At 42.1% G+C, this 15,764-nt stretch carries 12 protein-coding genes; 1 reads left to right on the top strand and 11 read right to left on the bottom strand.

Features of this window, described 5'->3' with window-relative positions; genetic code table 11:
* Positions 1–2: 2 nt before the first annotated feature.
* The 4 genes from L0M85_RS07915 to L0M85_RS07900 all read right to left on the bottom strand — a co-directional run bounded on the left by L0M85_RS07915 (position 3) and on the right by L0M85_RS07900 (position 4,003).
* Complete coding sequence (locus L0M85_RS07915; protein WP_048788712.1) at positions 3–752, bottom strand: isoprenyl transferase; 750 nt, start codon at positions 750–752, stop codon at positions 3–5.
* Positions 753–884: 132 nt separating this feature from the next.
* Complete coding sequence (gene yajC / locus L0M85_RS07910; RefSeq protein WP_006595033.1) at positions 885–1,214, bottom strand: preprotein translocase subunit YajC; 330 nt, start codon at positions 1,212–1,214, stop codon at positions 885–887.
* A gap of 146 nt (positions 1,215–1,360) precedes the next feature.
* Positions 1,361–1,606 (bottom strand): hypothetical protein, encoded by a 246-nt coding sequence (locus L0M85_RS07905; RefSeq protein ID WP_023022151.1) that lies wholly within the window; start codon positions 1,604–1,606, stop codon positions 1,361–1,363.
* A 291-nt stretch (positions 1,607–1,897) separates the two neighbouring features.
* Positions 1,898–4,003: an ATP-dependent Clp protease ATP-binding subunit gene (locus tag L0M85_RS07900; RefSeq protein ID WP_061564688.1), complete on the bottom strand. Its 2,106-nt coding sequence runs from the start codon at positions 4,001–4,003 to the stop codon at positions 1,898–1,900.
* A 552-nt stretch (positions 4,004–4,555) separates the two neighbouring features.
* Here L0M85_RS07900 and L0M85_RS07895 point away from each other — a divergent pair.
* On the top strand, positions 4,556–5,377 hold the full coding sequence (locus L0M85_RS07895; protein ID WP_061564687.1) for a Cof-type HAD-IIB family hydrolase: 822 nt from the start codon (positions 4,556–4,558) through the stop codon (positions 5,375–5,377).
* A gap of 105 nt (positions 5,378–5,482) precedes the next feature.
* On the opposite strand, the gene glmS is transcribed toward L0M85_RS07895, so the two are convergent.
* The 7 genes from glmS to leuS form a co-directional block, all read right to left on the bottom strand.
* Positions 5,483–7,291 carry a glutamine--fructose-6-phosphate transaminase (isomerizing) gene (gene glmS, locus L0M85_RS07890; RefSeq protein ID WP_238656804.1) on the bottom strand — a complete coding sequence of 603 codons (1,809 nt, stop codon included), beginning with the start codon at positions 7,289–7,291 and terminating at the stop codon, positions 5,483–5,485.
* A 326-nt stretch (positions 7,292–7,617) separates the two neighbouring features.
* Positions 7,618–8,496, bottom strand: a complete 879-nt coding sequence (locus L0M85_RS07885; RefSeq protein WP_238656803.1) for an ABC transporter permease — start codon at positions 8,494–8,496, stop codon at positions 7,618–7,620.
* Positions 8,489–9,418 carry an ABC transporter ATP-binding protein gene (locus L0M85_RS07880; RefSeq protein WP_238656802.1) on the bottom strand — a complete coding sequence of 310 codons (930 nt, stop codon included), beginning with the start codon at positions 9,416–9,418 and terminating at the stop codon, positions 8,489–8,491. Before L0M85_RS07880 ends, L0M85_RS07885 begins: the two co-directional genes overlap by 8 nt.
* Positions 9,419–9,607: 189 nt before the next feature.
* On the bottom strand, positions 9,608–10,534 hold the full coding sequence (locus tag L0M85_RS07875; protein ID WP_238656801.1) for an XRE family transcriptional regulator: 927 nt from the start codon (positions 10,532–10,534) through the stop codon (positions 9,608–9,610).
* A gap of 211 nt (positions 10,535–10,745) precedes the next feature.
* Positions 10,746–12,131 carry a glycoside hydrolase family 1 protein gene (locus L0M85_RS07870; protein ID WP_238656800.1) on the bottom strand — a complete coding sequence of 462 codons (1,386 nt, stop codon included), beginning with the start codon at positions 12,129–12,131 and terminating at the stop codon, positions 10,746–10,748.
* 146 nt (positions 12,132–12,277) lie between these two features.
* Positions 12,278–12,970 carry a gamma-glutamyl-gamma-aminobutyrate hydrolase family protein gene (locus tag L0M85_RS07865; RefSeq protein WP_048788718.1) on the bottom strand — a complete coding sequence of 231 codons (693 nt, stop codon included), beginning with the start codon at positions 12,968–12,970 and terminating at the stop codon, positions 12,278–12,280.
* 167 nt (positions 12,971–13,137) lie between these two features.
* The gene (leuS, locus tag L0M85_RS07860) at positions 13,138–15,639 is read right to left on the bottom strand and encodes a leucine--tRNA ligase (RefSeq protein ID WP_238656799.1); all 2,502 of its coding nucleotides are present in this window, start codon (positions 15,637–15,639) and stop codon (positions 13,138–13,140) included.
* Between the last annotated feature and the right edge of the window lie 125 nt (positions 15,640–15,764).

Raw genomic sequence — 15,764 nt, 5'->3', positions numbered from 1 at the left:
TCCTATACACCACCAAAACGTCGATGACGATGGCTGTATTCTTCTATTGCTTCATGCAAGGCCTTTTCTCCAAAGTCAGGCCACATCACATCGGTAAAGTAAAGCTCACTGTAGGCTGCTTGCCAAGGTAAAAAGTTACTCAAGCGAAGCTCGCCACTGGTCCGAATAATCAGATCAGGATCTCGCAAGTCCTTGGGTAGACTACTGGTATACAAATAATTGGCAATGATCTCTTCTGAAATATCACCTGGATTTAAGTGCGCATCGAGAACTTCCTGGGCGATTTGTTTGACTGCTTGGGTCAGTTCCGCCCGTCCTCCATAGTTCAAGGCAAAATTCAAAATCAAGCCTGTATTGGAGTGGGTTAACGCCTCTGCCTTTTCCAGAGCCTCTAAGGTTTCCTTCGGAAGACGGGAAACCTCGCCAATCATCTGGATCTTCACATTATTTCTATGAAGTTCTGGAACAAAGCGATCGTAAAATTCAACTGGAAGATTCATGATAAAGCTCACTTCCTGTTGAGGACGTGTCCAGTTTTCCGTTGAGAAAGCATAGACCGTTAGGGCTTGCACTCCCATCTCCTTGGCTGCGATGGTTACTTCTTGCAGAGCCTCCATGCCAGCCTTGTGGCCAAAGACACGAGGTTGCATCCGTTTTTTGGCCCAACGACCGTTCCCATCCATAATGATTCCAATGTGCTTGGGCACTTCTAAGGGAACACTTAATTTTTCTTTCTTTTTAAAACGAAACATGTTTTTCTACCTATTTCACTGTTTTTATCGCTTCATTATATCATAAATCCGCTTAAAATGGCAGTCTAGCCCCTTTTCTAGGGGGCATCTAGCTAAAAATGAAAAAAGCGACCTTTTGATCGCTCTTTCTTATTATTCACCGTCGATGATAGAATCTGAGTCACCAGCGCCTTCAACTGCACCAGCTGTCACTCCTTCTGAAACTGGCAAAACTGTTTTAATAGCTGTCAATTCAAATGTGAGGTATACGCCATCCACATCCAAGACAACGGTTTTACGTTCAGTGTCTACTTCATCAACTGTTCCATACAAACCACCGATGGTAATCACTTCATACCCTTTTTGAAGCTTGTTCAAGCTCTCCATCCGTTTTTGGTATTGTTTCTTTTGGCTACGGCTCATGAAGAACATCATTCCGACCATTAGCGCAAGCATAAATAGCAAGGTTGTACCACTTTGCATACCGTTTCTCCTTTTTAAATCATATATGCTCTACTATAGCAAATTTTATAGGTATTTTCAATACGAACCCTTGATTTTCAAAAAAATAAGTCCATGGATGGAGGTGTCCAGCCACTATTCGATCCAGACAGCTTTTATGGTTTTTGCTAATCGATTGTGATTCCATACTTTTCATGATTTTTATCATACCATTCAATCAACAACATCGCTGTTTGATAGGTAATGTTTTTAATTTTACTGGTTCCTTTTGTCAAGGTAGCTAGACTCATCTTACTAATATCTGTCTCAGTTGCTACTCTATAACTTGTCACCTTTCCATCCACCATCAATTGAACGACAGCTTCAACTTTCTTATAATCTTTTGTCGAATAAATATCAATTGGATTTTTCATAAAATCATCCTATCCCCTTAAATTTAGTCTTTTATATATTATATAATTTATTTGTTCATTTATATGGAAATCTTGCTTACAGACGCTTTCTAAGGCATTTTCACGCTGTATTTAGCGTCAATTCATGAAAAAACATACCTATTTTTTATCATTTTTCACTTTCTGGGAAAAAAAACGATAAAACTATACCTTATATATTTTTCTTTTATCGATATCAAAAAGGCTAAGAATTTCTTCTTAGCCTTCTTTTTCAAACTGATTTTCTCCCGTTTATGGTGCTAGATGTCCTAGTTATTCTTCTGAGTTTGTATTCTCTTTAATGACCAATTCTCCATCTTCCATATCCGCTAACAAATGTTTAGCCTCAAGGTGATCCAAGTGGAAGTCGGTCACTTTGTCACGGATTTGTTGTTCAACCACCCGACGGAGTGGACGTACGCCCATGACTTCATCATAGCCTTCTTCAGTCATGTATTCTTTAGCAGCATCGCTCACTGTCAAGTCAATGTCTTTCTTCGCAAGAGTTTTGTTCACTTCTGCTAACATCAAGTCAACAATCTTAGAAAGGTCTTCCTTACTCAAGTGTGAGAATTCAATGACAGCGTTGAAACGGTTGAGGAATTCTGGACGGAAGAATGGTTTCAAACGATCCAAGAGTTCTGGTTTGTCCGCATCTTCTGTCAAGTTAGCTTCGTAACCAAAGCCAGCGTTTGAAGTAGCGATAATTACGGTATTCTTGAAGTTGACGGTGTTTCCTTGACCGTCTGTCAAACGACCATCATCCAATACTTGAAGGAGAAGGGTGATCACTTGAGGATCCGCCTTTTCAATCTCGTCAAGAAGGACGATAGAGTATGGATTACGGCGAACACGTTCTGTCAAAGTATTGTTGTTGTCGTCGTAACCGACATAACCGGCAGTTGTACCGATCAATTTAGACACGGCTGTACGGTCGCTGTATTCTGACATGTCCAAACGGATGATGGCATCTTTAGTACCAAACATATCAAGGGCCAATTGTTTAGCCAACTCAGTCTTCCCAACACCAGTAGGACCTACAAAGAGGAAGCTACCGATTGGGCGGTTTCCTTCATCAAAGCCAGCACGGTTCCGACGAATTGCTTTGGCAACTGCTTCAACAGCCTTGTCTTGACCAATAACCTTGGTTTGCAAACGGTGACCCATATCTTTCAAGCGTTCGATATCGGTTGCCCCCATTTGTGATACTGGAATACCAGTCATCCGTTCGACAGACTCAGCTACGTCATTGACAGTTGCTGTCACCTTGTGATCTTCTGTATGGTTGGCAATTTGTTTTTCCAATTCTTCGATCCGAACTTTTGCATTAAGGGCTGCTTCGTAATCTTCTTTAGCAGCTGCAGCTTCTTGTTTCGCTTTTTCTTCTTCAATTTCATGTTCCACAGCATGGACATCTGTCACTGGGTGTTGTGCTGCCAAGTGAGCAGCTGTCACATCGACTAGGTCGATGGCCTTATCCGGCAAGCTACGTTGTGGAATGTATTGTACAGAGTAATCAACTGCTGCTTTCAAGACTTCATCTGGCAAGACAACATTGTGGTGTTGTTGATACAATTCACGGATTCCTTGGAGAATCTTGAAGGTATCTTCAGCAGATGGAGCATTGACCTTGACTTCGTTGAAACGACGTGCAAGAGCTGCATTTTTCAAGATAGTGTTGCGGTATTCATCTTGAGTCGTTGCCCCAATCACGGTCAATTCACCACGTGAAAGAGCTGGTTTCAAGATATCCGCAAGACCTTTAGAACCACTATCACCACCGATTGAGCCAGCACCAAGGATTTGGTGAATTTCATCAAAGAAGAGAATGACATTTCCCATGGCTTTGACTTCTTGGATCATATTTTGGATATTTTCTTCAAAGCTACCACGGTATTGCGTACCAGCTTCTAGACCAGAAATATCGATGGAGATGATTTCTTTGTTCTTGATGGCTGCTGGAACGTCACCATTCACGATAGCTTGGGCCAAGCCTTCTACAACAGCTGTCTTACCAACACCTGCATCCCCTACAAGGACAGGGTTATTCTTGGTACGACGAGACAAGATTTCAGCAGTTTCTTGAATTTCTTTGTTGCGTCCGATAACTGGATCCAATTTTCCTTCACGAGCTTCTTCAGTCAAGTTACGACCAAGCTTCGCAAGGATTCCATCTTGTTTCATGCCTTTGCCTTGTTGGTGTTGCACTGGTTCACTTCCTTCGGTTGGAAGTTGACCAGTTTGACGGTAAATGGCGAATTCTTCAGGTGTTACTTCACGACCATTGATCATGTAGCGACGGCTTTCAGAACGAAAACCACCCATGTTTCCCATTAGTTGATTGAAAAGATCATCCATATTGTTAAAGTTGTTGTTCATATTGTTTACCTCTAATTTACATAATTTTAATTCATTCTTGAAAATGAGTAGCCGATTTAGCTACTTTAAGTTTGTTTACATAATTTTATTTTGCTTTTAAATGAATAGCCTCGAGGGCTAGGAACTTGTATTTCTTCTTTTATCAATTAGTTTTCTATATTTTGGAAATAGCATCTTACCATCTCCTTTCCACTATTGATCCTGTAAACTTTTGAGATTTTCTCAACCTCTTTTTGTTTACATAAATTATTATAAAGCAGGATGATTTTTTTGTCAACACTTTTTACATAATTTTTAACATTTTTTTAAAAAATTTTTTCCTAAGACTAAAACGTTTATATTTAGGCGAAAATTAGCGGGTACTCTCTAAACCAACAACTTTTATACATGAGCCTTATTGAAATAAAACCTCGATAAGGCCACAGCCATAGCTTCTTTCAGCTATGGGTTTTTTAGCGTCTGGAAAAGAAACCATCCCTTCCGTAACTTCCTAATGATACTGCACATCCTTCCCTCCTAAAATATGGTATACTAAAGAAAAAGGAGGTGCCTATGTCTTCCATTCGTTTAATTGTCAGTGATATTGACGGAACTATTCTGGATCAGCAGCATCAGGTCGATCCCGACCTCATCGAACTCATCCCCCAGCTCCAAGAAAAAAAGATTCCTTTTATCTTGGCATCGGCTCGTTCTCCTATCGGGATTGCTCCTATCGCTAGAAGATTGGGCGTCCATCAGGAACCGATCGCGTGCTACAATGGAGCTCTCATCGTCAAGGGAGAAGAGATTCTATTTGAACACAGCCTGAAAAAAGATGAGATCCGCACCTTCCTCCATCGCGTGGAAGAACTAGATCCCAGCATTTCGATTAATTGTTATAGTGGGGCAGTCTGGTTTAACTCTAGAGAGGACCAGTGGACCCAAGTTGAGGCTTCGATTACTGGTGAGACGCCACAGATACAGCCCCTTTCTCAGACCCTCTCTGACGATGCTCTCCATCTACACAAATTGCTCTTGATCGGCGAGACTCAGAACATTCAAGAACTCTATCAAAAGCTAGATCCACAAGAATTTCCGCAGACTGCCTTTTACCTTTCAAAAGAAAACTACCTAGAAGTCACCGCCAAGTCCGTCTCAAAAAGGGATGCTGTCCTTGAACTGGCTGCTTATTACCAGGTCCCTTTGGAACAGGTCATGACCATCGGAGATCACTTCAATGACCTCCCTATGATTCGTCTGGCTGGACTTGGAGTTGCCATGGGAAATGCTCCTGAAGCCGTCCAAAAGGAAGCTCAAGTTGTCACTACCAGCAACCAAGAACACGGTGTAGCGCAAGCTATCCAAGAGTATGTCTTACCGCCATCAAACAAATAGCCCATGGAGCTCCTGCTTTCATGGGTTTTCTAACTCACTGTTTTTTAACCCAGCCTCTGATAAAAGAAAAAGAAGCTAGGACTTGATCCTATCTTCTTTTCATTTTTATTCTACTGTTACGGACTTAGCAAGGTTCCGTGGTTTATCCACGTCGAGCCCACGGTGTAGGGTTGCAAAGTAAGCGACCAATTGCGTTGGTACGACCATTGAGATTGGCGAGAGGTAAGGGTGTACGGTCGTAAGAACGATATCGTCTGTATCTTTGGCAACATTTTCTTCTGCGATGGTGAGGACATTAGCACCACGCGCTGCCACTTCTTGGATATTCCCACGAGTGTGGTTGGCAAGAACTGGATCTGACAAGAGGGCCAAAACAGGTGTTCCATCTTCGATCAAGGCAATGGTTCCATGCTTGAGTTCTCCAGCCGCAAAACCTTCACATTGGATGTAAGAAATCTCTTTGAGTTTGAGACTAGCTTCCATAGCCACATAGTAGTCTTGACCACGTCCGATGTAAAAGGCGTTGCGTGTTGTTTCAAGGAGGTCACGAACTTTAGCATCAATCAGTTCTTTTTCTGAAAGGGTTGATTCGATAGACTGAGCCACGATAGATAACTCATGAACCAAATCAAAAGCTTTGGCTTTTTCATTGCCATTTGCTTCACCAACCGCTTTTGCAAGGAAGGCAAGGGCTGCGATTTGCGCTGTATAAGCCTTGGTTGATGCTACGGCAATTTCAGGACCTGCATGAAGCAACATAGTATGGTTGGCTTCACGTGAAAGGGTTGATCCTGGCACGTTTGTCACTGTCAAGCTTGGAATTCCCATTTCATTGGCCTTAACCAAAACCTGACGGCTATCAGCTGTTTCACCAGATTGGCTGATAAAGATGAAGAGGGGTTTCTTGCTAAGTAGTGGCATACCATATCCCCACTCAGAAGAGATGCCAAGTTCAACTGGTGTATCCGTCAATTCTTCCAACATCTTCTTAGAAGCAAATCCTGCATGGTAAGAAGTTCCAGCAGCAAGAATGTAGATGCGGTCTGCGTCTTGAACAGCCTTGATGATGGCTGGGTCAACTACTACTTGACCAGCTTCATCTGTGTAGGCTTGGATCAACTTACGCATTACCGTTGGTTGCTCATCAATTTCCTTGAGCATATAGTAAGGATAAGTCCCCTTACCGATATCAGACAAGTCAAGCTCAGCAGTATAGCTAGCACGCTCACGGCTGTTGCCATCGTAGTCTTGCACTTCAACGCTATCAGCTTTCACAATCACCAACTCTTGGTCATGGATTTCCATATATTGGTTGGTCTCACGAATCATGGCCATAGCATCTGAGCAGACCATGTTGTAGCCATCACCAAGACCAATCAAAAGTGGTGATTTGTTCTTGGCCACGTAGATGACATCTGGATTTTCAGAGTCAATCAAGGCAAAGGCATAAGATCCACGGATGATGTGAAGAGCTTTTTTGAAAGCTTCAAGTACTGACAAGCCCTCTTCTTCTGCAAATTTTCCAATCAAGTGTACAGCGATTTCTGTATCTGTTTGTCCCTTGAAGTGGTGACCTGCAAGGTAGTCTTCCTTGATTTCAAGATAATTTTCAATCACCCCATTGTGGACCAATACAAAACGTCCTGTCTCAGAGCGATGTGGGTGAGCATTGTCTTCTGTTGGTTTACCGTGAGTGGCCCAACGAGTATGTCCAATACCAGTTGTCCCCTCAACACCAGCCGTTTTAGCAGACAATTCCGCAATACGACCAACCGCCTTCACCAAATGGTTTTCAGCACCACCTAGGACAAAAATTCCCGCAGAATCATAACCACGGTATTCGAGCTTTTCAAGCCCTTGAATCAAAATATCCGTTGCATTTGTGTTTCCAACAACACCAACAATTCCACACATAGTATATACGACACAGACAAGCTGTGCTTTCTCCTTCTATAAAAATGAAAGAAAATAGGTATCCATTCTTGAGTTCCCTTATTTTCTTAGCCAATTTATAAAATTGGTCTAGTCTGATTCGATAAAAAAATCATCAGCGGAGTCATTATACAATGCTTTTTTCTGTTTGTCAACCTCAAATATATCAAAAATTGGTCTAGTTAAGAAAGGGTTAAGAAAAACCTATCAACTTTTTTAGTGATAGGTTAGGATGATTGGCTTATTTTAAGATCGTCATTGATTCCAACTTATCTAAATGTGTATCCAATAATTTCATAAGCTTCACTTCATTTTTTTACCTTCTTAATCATAAAATGAACTCCTAGCAAAACAACTATCATAATAGAAATATAGGCAAACATGAATCGAGTCGATAGTTGTTCACCACTCGCATTCTGCAAGATAATCCCATAAGATTCTTTGTAGTTCATAATTACTGTAGACGGTGCATGATCGAAGACTTTACTAATTGCATCTTTCATTAAAATCTGTTTTAGTAGTGCATTCACTTGTGTTAAAGGGAACCAGGTCATGACCTGTTGCAAGCTTCCTCCTACAGAACCAATAGAAAGATAAACACCTGAAATGAATCCGATAAAAGTTCCAACTATTGTACTCAAAGTTGTAAATGCTGAACTGGTTCGAATAAAAGCTAGGATTGGCAGAATAATAGTTGCAGATAACATCGTTCCCATTGTGACAACTCCTAAAATAGATAAGTAGTCCATCATAGAATAGTCAAGAAGAGCACTAAAACCATTAAACATACCAATTGCAAAGATACAAGAGAACATGGTCATAATAATCCCAAATAAAATCGCAAAGACCGCATACGATAGTTCAATTTTAAAGTTAGAAACTGGACTGACTTTAAAGTCCTCACTCAATTTCTTTTCTCTATCCGAAACCATCACTCCAAATGCACCAAGAGTACTGGTCATTGAAATAATGGTCGTTAAACCTGAGATTAACCAATAATTGACCATCTGGATGGTGTCCGTAGAGGCGGTATCACTATTCAAAGCCTCCTTGATGGCATCAATCTGAATTTGTCCTAAAAAGACTTGATAAACCAAGATCAAGATGATGACCGATAAGAAGGACATAAAGAAAGCTAAGCGATCTCTTATATAGACTTTCCGATTTCTAGAGATTAATTCAAGCATTCCCTTCTCCTCCTTTAGATCTTAGTAAGTTCAAATAAGCTGCTTCTAAATTTGAATATTCTACATTAAATGTTTCAATAATTGATTTTCCTTGATTTTCTGCAATAATTTCCATCATCTCTTCAACGGAAACATCCTTACATACGACTTCTGCCTCCGAAAGGATCTGACACTTATTAGCAAACTTAGAGACAGATAACGAATTGACTGGTTTACCAGGTTTTAACGTAAGATTCAGGTTAGTGGTTGAATGCTGTTTAATAAAATTGGCAATATCTCCTGAATAGTACAAGTTCCCTTCGATTAAGACATTTAAGACATCACAAGCAGCCATCTCTTCTAAATAGTGTGTAATTAGAACGACTGTCATATTTTCTTTTTTGTTCAGATAATTAATCGCTTCCCATAAATCATGACGAGATTGTGGATCTAAACCAGTTGTTGGCTCATCTAACAAGAGCAAAGACGGTTGTGGCAATAACGCTCGGGCAATGTCCACTTTTCGTTTTTGTCCTCCTGATAAACTGCCATAGTTTTTCTTTTTAAGAGTAGCTACATCCAAATAGGATTGCAGATCTTTAATACGCTTTTGTACTTGTGATTTTGATAATCCATACAAGGCTCCTCGAGAAATCAGGTTTTCCTCTACCGTTAAATGATCATCTAGACGATTGCTTTGAAATACAACACCGATATGTCGATAAAAATCTTTCGTTGACAATGATTTTCCATCTACTTCCCAAAAAATCTCTCCTGAACTTGGCTTGAAATTCTGAATCAACAAATTAAAAAGCGTTGTTTTCCCAGCCCCATTCGGTCCAAGAAGTCCATAAAATTTACCTTCCTCAAAGACTAAATCAATTCCTTTCAAAGCCTCAAAGGAACCATAACTTTTCTTTACATTGTGTAATCTAATTTCCATTTTCTGACACCAAGATCCTTTTTTCTTTCCTTGTACTCTCAGTATACCCAATTTCTATCCCTTAACGTGAGGACATTCATGTCCAGTCTAAGCATCTTTTTCATCAAAAAACACCTGTGAATCTTCACAGGTGTTTAATGTTCATTTTATATTTTTTTGAGGGCAACAAACGAAAGGATAAATGCTCCTCTATACCTCAGTGTAGTTTAGACCTTTTTTGGCAAGGTCCTCTTTCCACTCTTCTTGCATGTTTCTCTTCACTAGATCCTCAGATAACAAATCAGCCATCAAGCATACTTTTTGATAATCATTTTTTGCTTCTTCTAAGTTATCTTCTATAAATAAAGCAACTTTCCAATTTAATGCATAAACAAAAATATTATCCTGAAAATCATGTCTCTTTGTCATAATATCATTTAAGGCTTTAACAATGTCTGGCAATCTGTCGTATATCCCATAATGGGCTAACACACCTGCAGCTGAGATAAGAGTGTTTTGTAGTATTTCCAACTCTGATAAGGGGAAATAATCTATCGCAAGTAGGATTTTCTCTACTAAGTGTATAAATTCATCTTGATCAAAGGCTCCCAAAGCCAAAGAAAGCAAGCGCAATTTGATAATCTCCACATCGTTGAGACTTAACTCTTTTTTCTTCATGGCTTGCTCTAGATACTCATCTAATAAACCTTGATCAAAAGAAGGATTTTTGGATCCAATCATATCAACCGTGGCTTGGGCGACCTGGACAGACAGTTTTTCTTCCTCTGGCAGGTTATCAAAATAGTTTTCGTAAATATCCTCAATAATTTCTTCATGCCGATGAAGACGATCTTGATCTCCATAATGGTATAACGTCCGTAGTTGATATTTCAGGTTCAGATACTCTGCAGGTAATTCCAAACTAGTTTGATTTGTCAAAGCATCCAAAGAAACACCTAGTTGTTCAGCAATATACTTCGCTGTTGCAATCGTTGGCAAAGACTGACCCTTTTCAATTCGCTGGAGTTGGCGCGTCGATAATAGGTCCTCAATACCACAGATTGCTTGTCTACTTAATCCCTTACTTTCACGTAGAGTTTGTACTTTTTGTCCTAGTTCTGTTTTAAAATCCATCATACAAGCTCCTTTTCTTCTGATTTCATTATAGCACATATTGAAGTTGAAGGGTTTTGAACCTTTTCCAGCACTAAATGAAAAATCGGAAATGAAGAATGCCGTCAGAAACATCTGCATCTGATGGAGTTCCACACTTCCGAAAATAAAACTAGTCAGTCATTTACTGAAATGAACGGGCCTATCGTACTTAGATAACAGAATCCTCAAAAACTTACTCTTCAAATCCATTCTGCTGGCTCAATTCACGGAACCAATGACCGGATTTTTTCAGGCGTCTTTCTTGAGTGGCTAGGTCTAATTCGACAAGGCCGTAGCGGTTTTTATAGCCATTGAGCCAAGACCAGCAGTCGATAAAGGTCCACATAAGGTAGCCCTTACAGTTGGCCCCATCTTGGATAGCTCGGTGCAATTCACGCAGGTGGTCTTTGACGAAGTCAATCCGGTAGTCATCTTGAATTTCCCCGTTTTGACTGAATTTTTCTTCCCCTTCAACTCCCATTCCATTCTCTGTTAGGAGCCACTCGATGTTGTTGTAATTTTCTTTGATATTTTGGGCAATATCGTACAAGCCTTGCTCATAGATCTCCCAGCCTCTATGTGGGTTGATCTTTCTTCCTGGCATGACATAGGGTTCGTAGAACTGCTCGACCAACATAGGAGACTCTGGGTTTGGCGCATAACGGGGCGCAGAGACACGCATTGGTTGGTAATAGTTGACCCCTAAGAAGTCGACTGTATGTTCTTTGATCAGCTCTAAGTCATTTGGATCCACCTCTGGCAAGAGAGCACGCTCCCGCAAAATCTCTACCAACTCTGGTGGGTAAGTCCCAAGAACAGACGGATCGAGGAAGGATTTAGCTTGGAAGAGCTCAGCGATTCGTGCCGCCTTGACATCTGCTGGATGCTGACTCCGCGGATAGGCTGGCGTCAAGTTTAAGACCACTCCAATTCGATAGTTTGGATCCACCTCATGACAGGCCTGAACAGCAAGGCTACTTGCCAACTGGGTATGGTAGGCAACTTTAACTGCTGCAGCGGCATCCACCTTGTGTGGGTAATGGGCATCATAAAAGTAACCAAACTCTACAGGAACAATGGGTTCATTAAAGGTGATCCACTGATCGACCAAGTCTCCATAGGTTTCAAAGCAGAAACGAGCATAGTCGCGATAGGCGTAGACCGTCTCCTTATTTTCCCAGCCATCTCCTTCTTCTTGCAAGGCAAAAGGAAGGTCAAAGTGATAGAGATTGACCATCAAGTGAATACCTTTGGACTTGATGCGTTCAAAAACTTGGCGGTAAAAAGCCACTCCTACTGGATTGACTTCTCCACGCCCTTTAGGGAAAATCCGAGACCATTGGATGGAGGTCCGAAAGGCAGTATGCCCCGTCTCGACTAGAAGCTCAATGTCTTCCTCCCAGTTTTCATAAAAGGTCGAAGTTAAGCCAGGTCCTTCTTGGAAGCGAAAGCGATGAGGCTCTACCTGATACCAGTAGTCCCAGAGGTTGTCCCCCTTACCATCTCCGGCAAAGCGCCCTTCTGTCTGAGGACCAGATGTCGAAGTCCCCCATAAAAAATCTTGTGGAAAGTTGATCATGTGTTTATCCTCTCTCATTGTCTTCCTCTCTATTATACTCCCTTTCAGCTCTCTTCCTAGTGACTATTTTCAGTCATTTTTACGCAGATTATAGAAAAAACACGCTAGCTATCAGAAGACCCGATTTCTAACGTGTTTTGTTTCCATTATAGTTGATTAACGACATAATCAAAGAGAGCCTTGTCTCCTTCACTTATCTGATAACGCAGTTCTGGATGCCACTGAACCCCGAGAAAGGCTGTCCCGTGGGATGATTGCACTGCTTCGATGATCTGATCTTCAGGACTAACAGCAATCACTTCTAGATGAGGGGCTAGATCCTTGATCGCTTGATGGTGGTAGGAATTGATCTGACCAACTTCTCCGAATAAGTCCCGCAAAACAGTCCCTTCAACTGTTTCGATTGAATGACTAGTTTCGCTGGCAGGATTTTCCTGCCAGTGATGGTCGATATCTTGGTAAAGTGTCCCGCCCATGGCTACATTGTAGAGCTGCATGCCTCGGCAAACCGTAAAGATGGGCTTCTTTGCAGCTACTGCTTCCTTGATCAAGGCCAACTCGAAAAGGTCACGCTCGAGCAAGTAATCATCGCTAACAATCTCCTTCTCTGCTCCATAAAACTGAGGAGAAACATGCTGACCACCTGTGATGATCAGCTTGTCAATCAAGGAAATATAGTGCTCAGCCGTTGCTGGGTCTCCAATCGGAAGGATCAGAGGGATACCTCCTGCTTCTTGAACCCCCTGAACAAAGCCTGTCGGTGTATAACTGAGGTACATTCCATCCTCTTCACGGAAAGGGCGTTGGTTGCCCGTAATCCCAATCACTGGTTTCTTCATCGCTCATTCTCCAATCTCTTCATAGCTAATATAGTTCCTTATTTTATCATACTCCGAAGGTGACTTTCAACTTTTTTCATGTTTTTTCAAATAAGGAGAAGTTTTCTAGAATTTATCTTTCTTTTTCACAAAAATCCTCCAGAGCTGAACTCTGAAGGATTTATTTTTTATTTCACAACGATATTAACGAGTTTATTAGGGACACTAATCACTTTCACGATTTCTTTGCCATCAATCTCTGCTTTGACTTTTTCGTCAGCCAGAGCGACTTCTTGCAATTCTTCGCGTGACAGGTCTTTTGCGACCATGAGTTTAGCACGAACTTTTCCTTTGATTTGAACGACGATTTCGATTTCGTCTTCAATCAATTTGCTTTCGTCCCATGTTGGCCAAGCCACGTAAGAGATAGACTCACCTGTTGCTGCGACTGTTTGCCAGAGTTCTTCTGCTAAGTGAGGCGCAAATGGAGCGATCAATTGGATAAAGCCTTTGGCGTAGTCTACATAAAGTTTGTCTTCCTTGTTCGCAACATTGACAAAGACCATGAGTTGAGCAATGGCTGTGTTGAATTTCATAGACTCGACTTGCTCAGTAACAGATTTAACGGTTTCGTTATAAACCTTGTCTAGAGCGCCATTGTTTTCCGCAACGATTTCTTTACTTGTGATCAAACGGTAAACACGGTCAAGGAATTTACGGCTTCCTTCCAGACCTTCTTCAGACCAAGCGATGGAAGCATCAAGTGGTCCCATGAACATTTCATAGACACGAAGGGTATCCGCACCGTATTGTTCCACCACATCGTCTGGGTTCACCACGTTCTTGAGGGATTTCGACATCTTAGCTGGCGCTTGCTCCAACTCTTCCCCTGTTTCCACATGGAAGAAGGAACCGTCACGTTTTTCAACCTTGTCAGTTGCCACAAGCGCGCCACGGTGGTCACGATAGCTTGTTCCCAAGATCATTCCTTGGTTAAAGAGTTTTTGGAATGGCTCCTTAGTTGGAACGACACCTAAATCATAGAGGAATTTGTGCCAGAAACGAGCGTAAAGCAAGTGAAGCACGGCGTGTTCTGCACCACCTACGTAGATATCTACTGGCAACCATTGTTTGAGGAGATCCTCGTCAGCCAATTTCTCAGTGTTGTGTGGATCGATATAGCGAAGGTAGTACCAGCTTGAACCGGCCCATTGTGGCATCGTATTCGTCTCACGACGACCTTTAACACCATCTTCACGAGTCACTTCCAGCCAGTCTGTCAAGTTAGCCAATGGACTTTCCCCAGTACCTGAAGGACGAATGTCCTTGGTTACTGGCAAGACCAGCGGGAGTTCACTTTCTGGAACGGCTGTTGAAGTTCCATCTTCCCAATGAATGATTGGGATTGGTTCACCCCAGTAACGTTGACGGCTAAAGAGCCAGTCGCGGAGACGGTAGGTCACCTTTTCTTGACCAAAGCCTTTTTCTTCTAGCCAAGACACGATTTTAGCAATCGCTTCTTCTTTGTTGAGACCGTTCAAGAAGTCAGAGTTGACGTGAAGGCCATCTTCTGTGTAAGCAGCCTCTTCAACGTTTCCACCTTCCAAGACTTCTACGATTGGAAGACCAAACTGTTTTGCAAATTCCCAGTCACGCTCATCGTGGGCAGGTACGGCCATAACAGCACCTGTACCGTAGCTAGCAAGAACGTAGTCCGCAATCCAGATTGGGATTTCTTTGCCATTGACAGGGTTGATGGCATAAGCACCAGTCCAAACCCCTGTTTTTTCCTTGGCAAGGTCAGTACGAGCTAAGTCTGATTTAAGGCTAGCTTGGTGTTTGTAGTCAGCCACAGCCTCAGCTTGTTCAGGTGTTGTGATGGCATCTACTAGTTCATGCTCAGGCGCTAAAACAGTGAAAGTCGCACCAAAAAGGGTATCCGGACGTGTCGTAAAGACGGTGAACTCCTTGTCTGTTCCTTTCACCTTGAAAGTGACATTAGCACCAGTTGATTTCCCAATCCAGTTGCGTTGCATGTCCTTGATAGACTCTGGCCAGTCAAGGTCATCCAAGTCATTGAGCAAGCGCTCCGCATAGGCAGTGATTTTGAGCATCCATTGGCGCATTGGTTTGCGGACAACCGGATAGCCACCACGCTCAGAGGTTCCATCTGGAAGAACTTCTTCGTTGGCGATAGCTGTTCCTAGTTCCTCAACCCAGTTTACAGGCACTTCCGCTTCATAGGCCAAGCCTTTTTCATAAAGCTTAGTGAAGATCCATTGCGTCCACTTGTAGTAGTTTGGATCTGTCGTATTGACTTCACGGTCCCAGTCGTAAGAGAAGCCAAGCGCATTGATTTGGCGTTTGAAGTTGGCAATGTTTTCTGCTGTGAATTCCGCTGGGTCATTTCCTGTATCCATAGCGTATTGCTCTGCAGGCAAACCAAAGGCATCCCATCCCATTGGGTGAAGGACATTGTAGCCTTGCGCACGTTTGAAACGGCTGAGGATATCCGTCGCTGTGTAGCCTTCTGGGTGTCCTACGTGCAGACCTGCTCCAGATGGGTAAGGGAACATGTCCAATGCATAAAACTTAGGTTTTGAAGCATCTGTTCCTGTCTTAAAAGTGTGATGGTCAGCCCAGTATTTTTGCCACTTAGGCTCGATTTTTTTATGATTGTAAAAACTCATGCTGTCTCTCCAATTTTCGTGATGCTCCTATTATACCATTTTTAAGGGATTTTTAAAGGTTCTATCCATCAAAAAGAGGCTGGGACAAAAGTCCTAGCCTCTCAATTGTCTTTGGATTATCGAGC

Origin of the sequence: Streptococcus sp. DFI.7.26 (genome assembly GCF_022240605.1) — a bacterium.
Taxonomy (GTDB): domain Bacteria; phylum Bacillota; class Bacilli; order Lactobacillales; family Streptococcaceae; genus Streptococcus; species Streptococcus xiaochunlingii.
Note: the sequence above shows the minus strand (reverse complement) of the source record. Positions and strands in the feature narration are given on the sequence as shown.

Coding starts and splice junctions, on each gene's coding strand:
- L0M85_RS07915 (WP_048788712.1), bottom strand. CDS start 752: ATGTTTCGTTTTAAAAAGAAAGAAAAATTAAGTGTTCCCTTAGAAGTG.
- glmS (WP_238656804.1), bottom strand. CDS start 7,291: ATGTGTGGAATTGTTGGTGTTGTTGGAAACACAAATGCAACGGATATT.
- L0M85_RS07900 (WP_061564688.1), bottom strand. CDS start 4,003: ATGAACAACAACTTTAACAATATGGATGATCTTTTCAATCAACTAATG.
- L0M85_RS07870 (WP_238656800.1), bottom strand. CDS start 12,131: ATGATCAACTTTCCACAAGATTTTTTATGGGGGACTTCGACATCTGGT.
- L0M85_RS07880 (WP_238656802.1), bottom strand. CDS start 9,418: ATGGAAATTAGATTACACAATGTAAAGAAAAGTTATGGTTCCTTTGAG.
- L0M85_RS07905 (WP_023022151.1), bottom strand. CDS start 1,606: ATGAAAAATCCAATTGATATTTATTCGACAAAAGATTATAAGAAAGTT.
- L0M85_RS07865 (WP_048788718.1), bottom strand. CDS start 12,970: ATGAAGAAACCAGTGATTGGGATTACGGGCAACCAACGCCCTTTCCGT.
- L0M85_RS07895 (WP_061564687.1), top strand. CDS start 4,556: ATGTCTTCCATTCGTTTAATTGTCAGTGATATTGACGGAACTATTCTG.
- leuS (WP_238656799.1), bottom strand. CDS start 15,639: ATGAGTTTTTACAATCATAAAAAAATCGAGCCTAAGTGGCAAAAATAC.
- L0M85_RS07885 (WP_238656803.1), bottom strand. CDS start 8,496: ATGCTTGAATTAATCTCTAGAAATCGGAAAGTCTATATAAGAGATCGC.
- yajC (WP_006595033.1), bottom strand. CDS start 1,214: ATGCAAAGTGGTACAACCTTGCTATTTATGCTTGCGCTAATGGTCGGA.
- L0M85_RS07875 (WP_238656801.1), bottom strand. CDS start 10,534: ATGATGGATTTTAAAACAGAACTAGGACAAAAAGTACAAACTCTACGT.